This window comes from Acinetobacter sp. (assembly GCF_049284435.1).
Classification (GTDB): domain Bacteria; phylum Pseudomonadota; class Gammaproteobacteria; order Pseudomonadales; family Moraxellaceae; genus Acinetobacter.
In genome coordinates this window covers 1-15,099 of record NZ_JBAPXX010000043.1, presented here as the reverse complement: position 1 = coordinate 15,099, position 15,099 = coordinate 1, and the positions used below count along the sequence as shown (strand labels likewise).

11 protein-coding genes are annotated in these 15,099 nt (G+C 45.4%); 2 read left to right on the top strand and 9 right to left on the bottom strand.

Translation table 11 applies throughout. The features are described from left to right. Window position 1 precedes the first annotated feature (1 nt). The 7 genes from nuoH to ndhC all read right to left on the bottom strand — a co-directional run bounded on the left by nuoH (window position 2) and on the right by ndhC (window position 8,666). On the bottom strand, window positions 2-1,009 hold the full coding sequence (gene nuoH / locus WAK81_RS03275; protein WP_064096459.1) for an NADH-quinone oxidoreductase subunit NuoH: 1,008 nt from the start codon (window positions 1,007-1,009) through the stop codon (window positions 2-4). 3 nt (window positions 1,010-1,012) lie between these two features. Then, window positions 1,013-3,691 (bottom strand): NADH-quinone oxidoreductase subunit NuoG, encoded by a 2,679-nt coding sequence (gene nuoG / locus WAK81_RS03270; protein ID WP_422195667.1) that lies wholly within the window; start codon window positions 3,689-3,691, stop codon window positions 1,013-1,015. A gap of 11 nt (window positions 3,692-3,702) precedes the next feature. After that, window positions 3,703-5,034 carry an NADH-quinone oxidoreductase subunit NuoF gene (gene nuoF / locus WAK81_RS03265; RefSeq protein ID WP_004280774.1) on the bottom strand — a complete coding sequence of 444 codons (1,332 nt, stop codon included), beginning with the start codon at window positions 5,032-5,034 and terminating at the stop codon, window positions 3,703-3,705. Beyond that, the gene (nuoE, locus tag WAK81_RS03260; RefSeq protein ID WP_004280775.1) at window positions 5,031-5,540 is read right to left on the bottom strand and encodes an NADH-quinone oxidoreductase subunit NuoE; all 510 of its coding nucleotides are present in this window, start codon (window positions 5,538-5,540) and stop codon (window positions 5,031-5,033) included. The genes nuoF and nuoE overlap by 4 nt, the downstream gene beginning before the upstream one ends. A 14-nt stretch (window positions 5,541-5,554) precedes the next feature. Next, the gene (gene nuoC, locus WAK81_RS03255) at window positions 5,555-7,342 is read right to left on the bottom strand and encodes an NADH-quinone oxidoreductase subunit C/D (protein ID WP_422195666.1); all 1,788 of its coding nucleotides are present in this window, start codon (window positions 7,340-7,342) and stop codon (window positions 5,555-5,557) included. 91 nt (window positions 7,343-7,433) lie between these two features. Then, window positions 7,434-8,114 (bottom strand): NuoB/complex I 20 kDa subunit family protein, encoded by a 681-nt coding sequence (locus WAK81_RS03250; protein WP_004280778.1) that lies wholly within the window; start codon window positions 8,112-8,114, stop codon window positions 7,434-7,436. A 6-nt stretch (window positions 8,115-8,120) separates the two neighbouring features. Continuing rightward, the gene (gene ndhC / locus WAK81_RS03245) at window positions 8,121-8,666 is read right to left on the bottom strand and encodes an NADH-quinone oxidoreductase subunit A (protein ID WP_004280779.1); all 546 of its coding nucleotides are present in this window, start codon (window positions 8,664-8,666) and stop codon (window positions 8,121-8,123) included. 572 nt (window positions 8,667-9,238) lie between these two features. Here ndhC and WAK81_RS03240 point away from each other — a divergent pair. Further along, window positions 9,239-9,595 (top strand): hypothetical protein, encoded by a 357-nt coding sequence (locus tag WAK81_RS03240; RefSeq protein WP_005247904.1) that lies wholly within the window; start codon window positions 9,239-9,241, stop codon window positions 9,593-9,595. Between the two features lie 67 nt (window positions 9,596-9,662). Here WAK81_RS03240 and bfmS read toward each other — a convergent pair whose 3' ends face one another. Continuing rightward, the gene (gene bfmS / locus WAK81_RS03235) at window positions 9,663-11,336 is read right to left on the bottom strand and encodes a sensor histidine kinase BfmS (RefSeq protein WP_422195665.1); all 1,674 of its coding nucleotides are present in this window, start codon (window positions 11,334-11,336) and stop codon (window positions 9,663-9,665) included. A gap of 42 nt (window positions 11,337-11,378) precedes the next feature. After that, window positions 11,379-12,095 carry a response regulator transcription factor BfmR gene (gene bfmR, locus WAK81_RS03230; RefSeq protein WP_004280782.1) on the bottom strand — a complete coding sequence of 239 codons (717 nt, stop codon included), beginning with the start codon at window positions 12,093-12,095 and terminating at the stop codon, window positions 11,379-11,381. Between the two features lie 566 nt (window positions 12,096-12,661). On the opposite strand from bfmR, the gene WAK81_RS03225 reads away from it, so the two are divergent. Continuing rightward, window positions 12,662-15,099 (top strand): ribonucleoside-diphosphate reductase subunit alpha (locus WAK81_RS03225; protein WP_422195664.1); only part of this gene is annotated, 2,438 nt, incomplete at its 3' end.

Below are 15,099 nucleotides of genomic sequence, written 5' to 3'. Positions count from 1 at the left end.
CTTACCACAAGATAACCGCGCCAGTTACCAACAGGTTAACTAGAGCTAATGGCAAGCAAATTTTCCAACCAAAGTTCATCACCTGGTCATAACGTGGACGCATTAATGAACCACGCGCCAGTACAAACATCATTACAAAGAATGCTGTTTTGATAATGAACCAGAATGCTGCTGGAAGGAACGGAATATCAAGGTTGAATGGCGCAAGCCAGCCACCGAAGAATAAAGTCACGATCAATGCAGAGATGAGTACCACGTTGACGTATTCCGCAACGAAGAACATCCCCCACTTCATACCGCCGTATTCGACATGGTAACCTTCTGCCAATTCCTGTTCCGCTTCTGGTTGGTCAAATGGGTGACGATGCGTTACCGCAACACCCGCAACCACAAAGATCAGGAAGCCAAGGAACTGAGGAATCACAAACCATACATCTTTTTGCGCTTCAACGATTTCACGCATGTTGAATGAACCGGCAATTGCCACTACACCCATCAACGAGATACCCAAGAACACTTCATACGAAATGGTCTGAGCCGCAGAACGTAAACCGCCCAGTAAGGCATATTTATTATTTGATGACCAGCCACCGAACAGGACTGCATAAACTGCAATACCCGCCATTGCCATAAAGAACAACAGGCCGATGTTCATGTCTGCTACACCTAAATAAGGTGATACAGGAATAACCATGAACGACAGCACCGCAGTTGCCATCGCAACTGCTGGCGCCATACGGAAAGTCAATTTGTCAGCAAACTTAGGTGTCCAGTCTTCCTTGAACATGATTTTCAGCATGTCGGCAACAATCTGGAACATACCGCCCGGACCAACACGGTTCGGACCGTAACGGTCTTGCCACAAGCCAAGTAAACGACGTTCAATAAAAGACATCAACGCAGCGATCAGTACTACAACCAGCAAGATCACAATCGCTTGAATGACTGAATAGGCAATTGGCCAGTTTTCAGCCCACAGCGGCGTTTGACGGATTAATTCTTGTTCCATGAATTACACTCCTACCGCGACTGAAACAGGCTCTGCAAGAGATACCGTCGGTGCCAGACCGATTGGGTAGCCAATATAACCTGTCGGTAAATATTCAATCACTTGAACTGGAAGAACGATTGACGTCTCACCTGCTTTCACCGTGATTGTCTGACCATCTTGAACATTCAGGCGTGCTGCATCCTGCTCACCCACTGCAAATACCGCTTCAGGAATACGTGTTTCCATCGCTGGTGTTTTTACCGTGAATTCACCTGAACCAAAGATATGGTGCATTGGTACCAGACGGAAGCTTTCAGCATTCACCAGAACAGGTGCCGGTGCAACGAATGTACGTGCCGGACGTTTTGCCAAACGGTCGAATAAACGAACGCCTGAATCACCACCTTTCAGTGAACCACCTACAGTTTCCTGGAACTTGTTCCAGGCTTGTGGCGAGTTCCAGCCTGCAGACCATGCAAATGGAATCAGTGGAGATGGGGTCTGGTCTCCGACATAACCTTCCATCGAGAACGTTAATGCAGAGTCTTTATCTGTAGGCTGTTTCGGCTCATGTACAGACAATGGCGAACGCATTGAAGTACGACCTGAGTAACGACGTGGTTCACGTGCCACTTTCAAGCCATGAACACGGAAGCCCGCATCAGGTGCAACATCCAGAATGCCTTCAAGCGCAGGAACATTTTTCGCCACTGACTCGATTACATCATCAAGTAAAGTCCAAGAAATCGCTTTGCCTTTTACGCCTGTTTCCAGAGCGTGCAACCAGCGCCAAGATTCCTTAATCGCCAATTCAGGATTGTAGTAGCTTGGGTCATAAACTTGATAGAAACGTTGTGCACGGCCTTCTTGAGAAACGACAGTCCCATCACCTTCAGCAAACGACGCAGCAGAAAGCACGATATCGGCTTTTTTCACTGTTTCAGTTTCAGAGTGATCCAGTACGATCACATCTTTACCTGCAAGTGCAGCATCGACCTGTGCAGCAGGAAGACGACGGTAAAGGTCGTTTTCAACCACAATCACAGTATCGTAATCTTGTGCAAATGCTTGCTCTAGGCTTTGACCACCAAAGATTGCCATACCCATCGAGTTCACTTCGGGAACCGTCAAAGTCAGACCTGCATTACCCAGATTCTGTGCAACTTGTGCAGCAGCTTCCATGATGGCAGGATCTTGCAAGCTTGTACCTGAAATGATCAGTGGTTTCTTCGCAGCTTTTAAAGTGTCCGCAATGGTTTGTGCAAATGCTTTGGCATCGTCATCTAAACCAAGAATCGTTTCACCCGCAACTGCTGCAGCAACTGCAAAACCTAAACGCGCGATATCGTTTGGAGAAGCAACTACTTCACCTTCGGCAACATCAGACAAACGGGTTTGTGTCGCAGCCAGGATGTAAATCGGAGATTTTGCATCTTGGGCAATACGTTGTACCGGTTCAGCCAACCATTCTTGCGTACGGCGCTCTGCCGCCATCTCTTTGCCTTTATTTTTCGCAGCTTGGCGAACAGATAAAGCCATACGAGGTGCAGTTTGGGTCAGGTCTTCACCTAAGATCAGCACTGCATCATAGCTTTCAATTTCACGCATGTTCGGGTTACAAACCCCCTCGGTTTGCATGATAGAAGCTGCCAACTCCACCAGGTTTTGCTCTTTTTGAGATAGACCTGTTGAGAAGTTCTCTTGACCAACCAACTCACGAAGTGCGAAGTTTGATTCAAGTGATGCACGCGGTGAACCAATACCCAATACTTTTTTGCCCTGGATATTTGCAATGACCGTGTCTAGTGCTGCATCCACTGAAACAGTTTCAACAGTTGCACCTTGACGGAATTGTGGCTGACGCGGACGGTCTTCACGGTTCACATAACCTGTACCGAAACGGCCTTTGTCGCATAGGAAGTATTGGTTTACTTCACCGTTATAACGGTTTTCTACGCGACGAAGTTCGCCATAACGTTCACCCGGAGAGATGTTACAACCTGAAGAACAGCCTTGGCATACGCTTGGCGCATACTGCATGTCCCATTTACGGTTGTAGCGAGCCGAATGAGTTTTATCGGTGAATACACCTGTTGGACATACTTCAGTCAGGTTACCCGAGAATTCAGACTCTAGAGTGCCTGATTCCGGACGACCAAAGTACACACGTGATGCGTTGGCATACACGCCGAAGTCTGTACCACCTGCATAGTCTTTGTAATAACGCACACAACGGTAACACGCGATACAACGGTTCATTTCGTGGGAAATGAATGAGCCAAGCTCCTGGTTGTAATGGGTACGTTTAGTGAAACGGTAGCGACGACGGTCATGCTGCGTCATTACAGTCATATCTTGTAAATGACAGTGACCACCTTCTTCACAGACTGGACAGTCGTGTGGGTGGTTGGTCATCAAGAATTCAACAATCGAAGCACGGAAATCTTTGGCTTCTTTGTCTTCAATCGAGATGTAGGTATTGTCAGATGCAGGCGTCATACATGACATGACCAAACGGCCACGCGTATCTTCTGGATTCGCGTACTGAGTCACGGCACATTGACGGCAAGAGCCGACAGAACCTAAGGATGGATGCCAACAAAAGTATGGGATATCAATGCCAAGACTCAAACATGCTTGTAGCAAGTTTTCCGAGCCGTTGACTTCATACGATTTGCCATCGACATGAATTGTAGCCATAGTCGAATTCCTTAAGCTTGTTCTACGTTGCTGGTTTGAGCGGCGGCATTCACAACCTTCGCTTCAAATTCGCCACGGAAATATTTGAGTGCGCCCATAAGCGGCTCCATTGCACCCGGTGCGTGGGCACAGAAAGTTTTACCAATCCAAAGCTTACGAGTCAGTTCTTGTAAGTGATCGATATCTTCTTTCTTACCTGTGCCATCTTCCAGTGCTTTCAGCGCTTTCACAGCCCAAGGTAAGCCATCACGGCAAGGCGTACAGAAACCACATGATTCACGTGCAAAGAATTCTTCGAGGTTACGTGTCGCTGAAACCATACATTGGGTTTCATCTACCACCATCAACAAACAAGTCCCTAAACGCGAACCTGCTTTCATGATGCTTTCCGCATCCATAGGAAGATCAATATGCTCGGCAGCCAGAAAGTCTGTCGATGCACCACCCGGTAACCATGCTTTCAGCTTTAAGCCGTCGCGCATACCACCAGCATGGTCTTCAATCACTTCACGTGCTGTTGTACCAAATGGAAGTTCCCATAGACCCGGGAATTTCACCTTACCTGATGCACCATAAATCTTGGTGCCTGGATCTTTCGACTTACCCGCAGATAAGTTGATATACCATTCAGGACCACGCAGCATGATTGCTGGTAAGTTATTGTAGGTCTCTACGTTGTTAACAATCGTAGGACGACCCCAAGCACCTGCAACTTGCGGGAATGGCGGTTTGGTACGCGGGTTAGCACGGCGACCTTCAAGCGAGTTAATCAATGCAGTTTCTTCACCGCAGATATAACGACCCGCACCGGTATGCACGTGTAACTCGAAGTTCCAGCCTGTACCGAGGATGTTATCCCCTAAGTAACCTTTGGCACGAACTTGCTCAAGTGCTTCATTTAAGTACTGAGCAGCTTCGATGTACTCGCCCCGGATAAAGATATAACCGTGTGTTGCTTCAAGCGTATAACCCGCAATCAGCATACCTTCGATCAATTGATGAGGAAGATCTTCCATCAACAAACGGTCTTTAAAGGTACCTGGTTCCATCTCATCGGCATTACAAATCAGGTAACGTGGACCTGAGTTGTCGTTTGGCGCCATGAGTGACCATTTGATGCCTGCCGGGAAGCCTGCACCACCACGACCTTTAACAGTCGCTGCCTTAACCACTTCCAATACATCTTTAGGCGACATGGTCAGTGCTTTTTTAAAGCCTGCATAACCTTCAAGCGCTTCGTAATCATCTGCATTACGTACGTTGGCTTGTTTGCTTAAACGCCATGTTAATGGATGCGTTTCCGGGTTACCGTCGCCATAAATTGGTTTTGGTTCAGTATTCATACATACTTCTCCAACAGCTGTTTCACCGAAGTCACTTCAACCAGACCGTGCGTGTCTTCATCAATCATTAAGGTTGGACCTTTGTCACAGTTGCCCAGGCAGCAAATTGGCAGCAAAGTGAAACGACCATCTGCAGTCGTTTGACCAAACTGGATTCCTAATTCACGCTGGAATGCTTCTGCCAAAGTTTCCGCACCCATCAAGAAACACGCAATCGAATCACATAATAGAATTACGTGACGACCGACCGGCTGACGGTAAATACGGTTATAGAACGTTGCCACACCTTCAAGGTCTGCAACGCTCATGCTCAGCATTTGTGCGATGGCATTCATTTGCGCATCATCTACCCAGCCATTACGGCGTTGTACACACTTCAGCGCATCTAGACACGCTGCACGTGGGTATGGGTAGTGCCCCATGTGATGTTCGATATCGTGAATTTCGTCCGCAGTCAAAATTCCTTCAACATTCACACGTGGCTTTTTATCAGTCAAAATCATCATAATGCGTTTACCCCTTAGCGATCCACGTCAGCCATTACGACGTCAATGGTCGCTAAATAAATGATTAAGTCAGACATTAAGCTGCCGTTAATCACAGAAGGCATTTGCTGTAAATGCGTGAAGGTTGGTGTACGGATACGGGTACGGTAACTCATGGTTGACTTGTCTGAAGTCAAGTAGTAGTTCGACGCGCCTTTCACCACTTCCGCCATCACAGATGCTTCACCCGCCGGCATTACAGGACCCCAAGATACGCTCAAGAAGTGCGTAATCAAGGTTTCAATATCTTGTAATGTCTTGTCTTTTGGTGGTGGAACAGCCAGTGGATGGTCTGCTTTGTACGCACCAGACGGCATATTATCTAAACATTGTTTGATAATTTTCAGTGATTCTTCGATTTCACGGTAGTGAACGATGACACGTGCATAGGCATCGCCTTCGTACTCAACCGGCACTTCGAAGTCGTAATTTTCATAACCGCTATATGGACGATATTTACGTACGTCAAAGTCGATACCTGTAGCGCGTAGACCTGTACCTGTTACACCCCAAGCCAATGCAGATTTTGCATCGTATTGCGCAACATTACGGGTACGACCCACAAATACTGAGTTTTTCAGCGCTGCAGTATGGTATTCCTTCAAACGTTTCGGCATCCAGTCCAAGATTTCACGAATCAGGTGCTGCCAGTTGTTTGGAAGGTCGTGTGCGGTACCACCGATACGGAACCATGCCGGATGCATACGGTAACCGGTGATCGCTTCAATCGCGTCATAGATTTTCTGACGGTCAGCAAACATGTAGAAGACTGGCGTCATACCGCCGGCATCCTGAATCGCAGTACCAATGAACAGCAAGTGGTTATTGATACGGAACAGTTCAGACATCATCACGCGAATACATTGCGCACGGTCAGGTACAGTAATACCCGCCATTTGCTCTACGCCAAGCACGTAAGGCATGTTTTGCGCACAACCACCGAGGTAGTCGACACGGTCTGTATACGGAATGAATGAATGCCAGGTTTGACGTTCAGCCATCTTTTCCACACCACGGTGGTGATAACCGATATCAGGCACACAGTCTTTCACTTCTTCACCGTCCAGCTGCAAGATCACACGGAACGCACCGTGCGCAGATGGATGGTTCGGACCCAAGTTCAGGAACATGAAGTCTTCATCGGCATTGCCGCGCTTAATACCCCAATCTTCAGGGACGAAGCGAAGATGTTCCTGTTCGTAGTCCTGTTTGGCTTTATCTTGCAAATACGGCGTATATTCGGTCGCACGTGCAGAATATTCTTTACGTAGCGGATGACCTTCCCAATAGGTTGGCAACAAGATACGACGGAGCATTGGATGCCCTTCGAAATTGATCCCGAACATATCGTAAGCTTCACGTTCGTACCAGTTGGCATTTGGCCAAATATTGGTTGCCGTTGGAAGATTCAAATCGCTTTCAGCTAAGGCAACTTTAATACGAATGTCAGTATTACGCTCGAGCGACAACAAGTGATAGAACACGGTGAAGTCAGACGCAGGTAAACCGTCGCGGTGCGTACGCAGACGCTCATCTACCGCTGACAAGTCGAACAACATCACGTAAGGACGTGACACTGTACGCAAGAACATTAAAACTTCTTGTACACGTGCGCGCTCAACCCAGACTGTCGGGAAATCCTCGAAAGTCGTTTGCACAAAGAAGTTCTCACCAAATTTGGTTTTGAGTTCTTCAATGATGGCAAATGCTGGGCGGGAATCAACAGGCGTTGATTCTGGCATAGCAATGTCAGTTTCAGCCATTGGCTTGGCTTCCTATTTAATACAAATTCAGTCAACCCAAACGACAATTACACCCATAGCGGGTGCACAACAAAACAACCTGTCGTTTAAATTATTTAATTTCATCCATAGAGCGTAAGTTCTTCACAGCAACACGCTGGTCTTTCTTACGGTCACGTTCCGGCATCATCTTTGGCTTATACACTGGCTTAAGATCATCACCGATCACCGCAGAAAGCGGACGACGCTCTAGTTGAATCTGGTCTTGCAACAGCATTAATGCCTGAATCAAAGCTTCAGGACGTGGTGGGCAACCTGGAATATACACATCGACCGGGATGATTTTATCCACACCTTGTACGACTGAATAAATATCGTACATACCACCTGAGTTGGCACATGCACCCATTGAAATGACCCATTTTGGTTCAAGCATCTGTTCATACAGACGCTGAATTACCGGCGCCATTTTCACAAAGCATGTACCCGCCACAATCATTAAGTCCGCCTGACGCGGTGAAGCACGGATAACCTCGGCACCAAAACGTGACAAGTCATGCACGCCGGTCAAGGTCGTTGCATACTCCACGTAGCAGCAAGATGTACCAAAGTTAAATGGCCAAACTGAGTTTTTACGACCCCAGTTGACTGCTGTATGTACCACATCCTCTAAGCGAGTCATGAATACATTTTTATTCACTTCTTCTTCTAGCAACGGATCTTCTACAACAATACGTTCCTGAAGTGGATATTGATCAGCATTCGGATTCGCACGGGTTAATGTATATTTCATCCCGTCTTACTCCTTATCAGATAATTGAGTTTGTGACTTTTTCACAAAACCAGATGATTGAGCCGGGATTTGACCCGTTGGATCCATCACCAATTCTTCAATCGAGTTGAAGCGCGTAATTTCTGCAAGATCCATATTTGGCGAACCAATCTTAGCTTTAATTCCTGCTGCCTTACGTCTGTCTGAAGGTGCCCAATTGAGTGCGCCTGTCGATAATTCGTAAATCAAACCAACAAGTAAAACTATGATAAAGATAGCTGCAGTTGCAAAACCAATCCAACCTACTTCACGAACAGAAACTGCCCATGCATATAGATAAAGTGCTTCTAAATCAAACACCACGAAGAAAATTGCAACTAAATAGAATTTTGCAGACAAGCGGATACGAGCTCCACCTGCGCTAACTACACCTGACTCAAACTGCTCCTGCTTGGCACGGCCCCATGATTTACCCCCGAGGAGTAATGGGACAGTCAGCATAAAGACGCATAAAAATGTAACGCCGATCACGAAGGCAATAATTGCCCATTCGTATGGAGTAATAGCACTCATGCGGGGATAACTCCTGGCAGGCCTATTTGTTAACAAAGAATGTATGTATTGGCCTTCAAATACACCAAACACAAAATTAATCCCGCCAATTGTACCTGATTTTGGATTTCACTTGCTAGTTTATAAGCCTTAGTCTTTGGGATGATTTTTTAGACATTTCAGCATTTAATTTGACTTTAATCATTCAGAATTCGTTTTAATCGTTTTCCTAAATTAAATTTTAATTATCTATTAATTTTTCTATAAATAGCGCTGCCAGAAAATAGACTGATCGATGAGCTGCTTTTCTCGCCCACCCATTTACATATAGTCCTTTTCACTATTGAATCCAAGTTAAATCAGATAAAAACTTATTTTAACAACTATTATTTCCTTCAAACTATTTGATTTAACTTGAGATTTAATGTGATTTTTTACATTTAACTGCTGATTTACCCCCTGCAGCCACTTGGTAAGCTTAGATTGGCAATTGTGTCTTTTTGCAACATGCTCAACGGACTGATTCAGAATATGTTATTTATATTTCTAAACCACATCATGGCATTAATAAAGTAACAATAAGGAGTCCTTGCATGTCTCTACGCTTTTCCCATCGACCTAATTATTTTTTATTTGCTCAATTACTGGTTCGACATATAGAAAATTACATCCAGAAAAATCCCAACATAAGCCAGGCAGCTTTTGACTTACGTGACATCCATGCACTTTTTCAAGAAGATCACGCCTCTTCCAGCATCAATCTGGATGGCATTATGAATATTGCTGATGAATATAAAGTTGAAACTTTATCAGGCGACCAGAAACTGATTCAGCGCTATAATGTCGATGCGAAAAATACCAAACTGTTGATCGACTTTAACCCTGAAGCGCTACAAAGCTTAAAAGAGGGCAAATCACTCATTGAACCTGATGCGACCATTCAGGAATAAAAATCGCTCCCAATAAAAAACGATGCCGATGCATCGTTTTTTTATGACTAAAATCATTCACACAATATCAAGCTAAATGATCGCTCGCTTCCTCAGGCTTTTTTTCTACCATCTTGCGCTTACTCTTCTTGACATAACGCTGTGCCGGCCAGGTCATGGTAAAACGCGCACCACCCAGGATCGGACTTTGATCAACTTGAATCGTACCACCAAACCAGTATGCAATCCGGCTGACAATCGACAGACCTAAACCATAACCACCCGAAGCACGGGTACGACTATCATCCAGTCGGGCAAAGGCTTCAAAAATGCGGGCGCGATCTATTTCCGGAATCCCCGGCCCGTCATCTTCTACACAAACATAGGCCTGACCGTCTTGATCCAGACCACCGCTAATCAAGATTTTATTATCGCAATAACGTACAGCATTACCGACTAGATTCTGAATTACACGATGCAGATAGCGACGCTCCGCCTCTACCGTGACCGAAACAGGCATTGGATGCAATTCAATGATTTTCTGAGTTTTCAGTGCTTCAGTTTCCTGAGCCACCTGATTCAGTACGTCATACAGATCGATTTGCTCAAACTCGATCGACGGCATGCCCTGTTCCAGTTTGGCATAGGTCATAATCTCATCAATCAAGGTATTCAGTGCTTCAATATCTTTATCAATCTGCTCCACCTGTTGCAGACGATAATCGTAGTCGTCTTCATCTGCCATCATTTCCACACCAAAACGGATCCGTGCCACCGGTGTACGCAACTCATGCGACACTGCACGCATCAGCTCACGCTGTGCTTCGATCAAACGCTGGATATGGTCTGACATATTGTTATAGCTAGACGCCAGTGTAGACATCTCATCACTGCCTTCCACAGGAAGACGCAATGACATGTTCCCCGATTTCATTTTGTTCAAGGCATAGCTGACTTCACGCAACTTACGCTGCATTGGCACAAGCAGACCATAAACACCCAGACTCAACACAAAAAGGCTTAATAAGGTAATACCGGTCGCCAACTGGAATGGCATCCAGTTAAATAGCGGTACTGGCCCCATGACCAACACTTGGGAGGTCGAACCTGGAATTGGCGAAATAATTGAAATGGTCGTACCACGAATAGAAGCATTATCGCGGTATAAAATAATACTGTGATCCAGACGCAGACGTCCGATCTGTTCGGAGTCTAAAGGCAAATTCTGGACGTTTTCGATGGAAACCGGATAAGAAAAATGATCTTGGATACGAGCCAGGTATTCTTTTTCCTGACCTGGATAGTAGACCAGATAATCCAGAATAAAGACCGGTAAGGCCTTCATCTGGCGTTCAGTAATACTATCGGCCTTAATATAAAGATAATGACCCGGGTCATCGCGCAGCCCTACCACAATATAGGCAATACCCGATTCGGCATCCCAACGTACCACCGCCTTACGTTCGGCAATACGGCGCCCTTCAGCACGGGTAATGTCGACCTTGCTGGCTTCAACATAGTGGATAGGCAATTCCAGTAAATCGGAGGCATCAGAAACCCAATCCATCTTTTGCTGGAGATTTGGCTGGCGTGCAACCTCCTCACTAATGATATATGCCATACCATCAGTCAGGGATTCGCGATATTCTTGCGCACGCTGATAGTTGATAATCTGTACCAACAGATAGCCGAACACCGCCACCAAGACTACAAGGATGACGAGTCCTGCGTATATACGCAAAAATATACTGTGTTTAAACACCTATAATTTATCCTGCTTGTTCAAGCAACAAACCACATTTGCTTAAAGACCATTGGTCTCTTTAACGAAAAGATAACCTTTACTACGTACTGTTTTAATACGCTTCGGATTTTCTGGATCGTCACCGATTTTTGGACGGATACGAGAAATACGCACATCGATTGAACGGTCTTGACCATCATATTCGATACCACGTAAACGCTCGAAAATATCTTCGCGAGAGAGAATACGGCCAGCATTCGATGCAAGCAACCATAAAAGGTCATATTCTGCGCTGGTAAAATCAACCAGATCGCCATTTAAGGTCACTGAACGACCGCCGTTGTCGATGACCAGATCATCAAATTCGATGCGCTGTGCCACTTCATCTTCAGGTACCTTATCAGTACGGCGCAATAATGCACGAATACGTGCCAGCAATACACGCGGCTGAACAGGCTTAGCGACATAGTCATCTGCACCCATTTCCAGACCTAAAACCTGATCCATGTCTTCAGTACGCGCAGTCAACATCAAAATCGGTTGATGATAATGTGGACGCACTTCACGGCAAATGGTCAAGCCATCAGCACCTGGTAACATCACATCCAGCACCACCATATCTGGCTGCTCGGCAATAATCCGACGAATGGCACGGTTACCATCCGGCTCTACCCCGACCTCAAGTCCGTTACGAATGAGGTATTCTTGCGTTAAACGAGCAAGACGCTCGTCATCTTCAACAATTAAAATCTTGGGTAACTTTTCTTCTTGGCTCATATATTGCCCCTTATTTGGTGGATCTACGCTATAGGCGTATCCTTTTGAAATTCAATAGATACGTTTTTAATATGCTTGCAATATACACACGTTTACATTGTAAACAAGATAGCGTTCACCAAACTGATACATCAAGATAGCATTTTGTAATATTTTATCGTGCATTTTTTGGACAATTATGCTTGAAACAGTGGCTTAGATCTGATTTGCGATTTACACAACTATTACATGGACAAAATATGACTGCTTGATTCAGCACTTTTTAGTTATCCACAGTGTTATCTATAAGCACTTTCTTTGGACTTTGTTATGCTATGCCTTGCCTGATAAGGCTTATACAAAAATCAATAAAAATAGCGATATTTTTACAAGGATTAAAGCACAACTTAAGAAAAATATTTAGCTAAATGTCAATATTGATCTACCCTAAATTTTCCCGTATCTTGTGTTCAATTAATTTTAAAACCACTAGGTCTTGTGTTTATTCCTCAAATACTGTGGCACAAAATTTGCCCAGTTCAAACGGTCCATAAACATAAAAATAGATGACAATGGAGCTATGCTAAATGAGCGTAATCACTTCAACTCCTGGTCAACTTCAGGTGATTAAACGCACCGGTGATGTTGCCGCTTTTGATGCAGAAAAAATTTCTGTCGCAATTGGTAAAGCGTTTTTGGCGGTTGAAGGCCAACAAAGCGCTGACTCGAGCCGGATCCATGATCGTATCGAACAACTGACGGAAATGGTATTAAATACCTTTAAACGTCGTTTACCGTCTGGCGGAACGATTCATATTGAAGAAATTCAAGACCAAGTTGAACTTGCGCTAATGCGTACGGGCGAACAGAAAGTTGCACGCTCTTATGTCATTTACCGTGAACAACGCTCTGAAGCACGTAAACAGCTGGGTGCACATCATCATCCGACGCTGCAAGTTAGCGATGTCGAAGGCAAACTTAAGCCACTAGATTTAAGTGCTTTAACTTCGCATGTCACTAAAGCAGCGGAAGGACTGGAAGGCATTGATGTACAAGCCATTGTCGATGAGACCGTGAAAAACTTGTACAACGGGGTAAAAGAGTCGGACATCTCTACCACCATGATGATGGCGACCCGTACCCGTATCGAGCAAGAGCCTAACTATACGTATGTGACTGCACGTTTATTACGTGATGACCTGGTTGCGACTGGTTTGAAATTCCTGGGGCTGTCTACAGAGACCAATGAAGGCGACGCGCTTGAAACTTTCCTGAAGAAAGGTATCGAGCTTGAGCTGCTTTCTCCAGAATTGTTGAACTTTGACCTGGCGAAACTGGCGGCGGCGATTCAACCGGAACGCTCTAACCAGTTTACTTACTTGGGTCTGCAAACTTTATTTGACCGTTACTTCATCCATTCGGATGGCGTACGTTTCGAACTTCCGCAATTGTTCTTTATGCGTGTTTCTATGGGCTTGTCGCTCAATGAAGAAAACCGTGAAGACCGCGCGATTGAGTTCTATAACTTATTGTCTAGCTTCGATTACATGGCTTCGACGCCTACCCTGTTTAACTCAGGTACGCTTCGTCCACAATTATCTAGCTGCTACTTAACAACCATTGATGATGACCTGTACGACATTTATGGCGCAATGCGTGATAACGCAATGCTGTCTAAATGGGCAGGCGGTTTAGGTAATGACTGGACGCCAGTTCGTGCCTTGAACTCATACATCAAAGGGACTAACGGTAAATCGCAAGGTGTTGTTCCGTTCCTGAAAGTGGCGAACGATACAGCTGTTGCGGTTAACCAAGGTGGCAAGCGTAAAGGTGCAGTTTGTGCATACTTAGAAACTTGGCATCTGGACATCGAAGAATTCCTGGAACTGCGTAAGAACACCGGTGATGACCGTCGTCGTACCCATGACATGAACACTGCAAACTGGGTTCCTGACCTGTTCATGCAACGTGTATTCGAAGATGCTGAATGGACTTTGTTCACGCCTTCTGAAACACCTGATCTGCATGATTTGACCGGTGCAGAATTCGCTGAGCGTTATGCACACTACGAAGCGATTGCTAAAGAAACAAACATGCTGCACAAGAAAATCCGTGCAAAAGATTTGTGGCGCAAAATGCTGTCTATGCTGTTTGAAACAGGTCACCCGTGGATCACATTCAAAGACGTATGTAACCTGCGCTCACCACAACAACACGTAGGCGTGGTGCACTCTTCTAATCTGTGTACAGAAATTACGCTGAACACCAGCAAAGAAGAAATCGCGGTATGTAACCTGGGTTCGATCAACCTGGTACAACACGTTCAAGGCGGTGTACTGGATCGTGAAAAACTGGCACGTACAATTAAAACAGCCGTTCGTATGCTCGACAACGTGATTGACATCAACTACTACGCTGTTCCGCAAGCGCGCAACTCGAACCTGAAACACCGTCCGGTTGGTATGGGTATCATGGGCTTCCAAGATGCGTTATACGAAATGAACCTTGCTTATGGTTCTGATGCTGCGGTTGAGTTTGCTGATGAATCGATGGAAGTGATTTCGTACTACGCGATTTCAACATCTAGCGATTTGGCTGTTGAACGTGGTACATACGAAACATTCAAGGGTTCATTGTGGGATCAAGGTATCCTGCCAATCGACTCGCTTGATCTGGTTGCGAAAACTCGTCCAGAACGCATGTTCGAAGTAGATCGCACTCAACGTCTGGACTGGGACACTTTACGTGCCAAAGTTCAAAAAGACGGTATGCGTAACTCAAACGTGATGGCGATTGCACCTACTGCGACTATTTCAAACATTTGTGGTGTGTCTCAATCGATTGAGCCAACATTCCAAAACTTATATGTAAAATCGAACCTGTCAGGCGAGTTCACTGTGATCAACCCGTACTTAGTACGTGCGTTGAAAGACCGTGGTCTGTGGGACTCTGTGATGGTGAATGATCTGAAACACTTTGAAGGTTCAGTTCAGAAGATTTCTCGTATTCCTGAAGAGCTTAAAGC

Bases quoted from the DNA above. Each gene is read 5' to 3' on its own strand.
- nuoH (WP_064096459.1), bottom strand. From the start codon at position 1,009: ATGGAACAAGAATTAATCCGTCAAACGCCGCTGTGGGCTGAAAACTGG.
- nuoG (WP_422195667.1), bottom strand. From the start codon at position 3,691: ATGGCTACAATTCATGTCGATGGCAAATCGTATGAAGTCAACGGCTCG.
- nuoF (WP_004280774.1), bottom strand. From the start codon at position 5,034: ATGAATACTGAACCAAAACCAATTTATGGCGACGGTAACCCGGAAACG.
- nuoE (WP_004280775.1), bottom strand. From the start codon at position 5,540: ATGATGATTTTGACTGATAAAAAGCCACGTGTGAATGTTGAAGGAATT.
- nuoC (WP_422195666.1), bottom strand. From the start codon at position 7,342: ATGGCTGAAACTGACATTGCTATGCCAGAATCAACGCCTGTTGATTCC.
- WAK81_RS03250 (WP_004280778.1), bottom strand. From the start codon at position 8,114: ATGAAATATACATTAACCCGTGCGAATCCGAATGCTGATCAATATCCA.
- ndhC (WP_004280779.1), bottom strand. From the start codon at position 8,666: ATGAGTGCTATTACTCCATACGAATGGGCAATTATTGCCTTCGTGATC.
- WAK81_RS03240 (WP_005247904.1), top strand. From the start codon at position 9,239: ATGTCTCTACGCTTTTCCCATCGACCTAATTATTTTTTATTTGCTCAA.
- bfmR (WP_004280782.1), bottom strand. From the start codon at position 12,095: ATGAGCCAAGAAGAAAAGTTACCCAAGATTTTAATTGTTGAAGATGAC.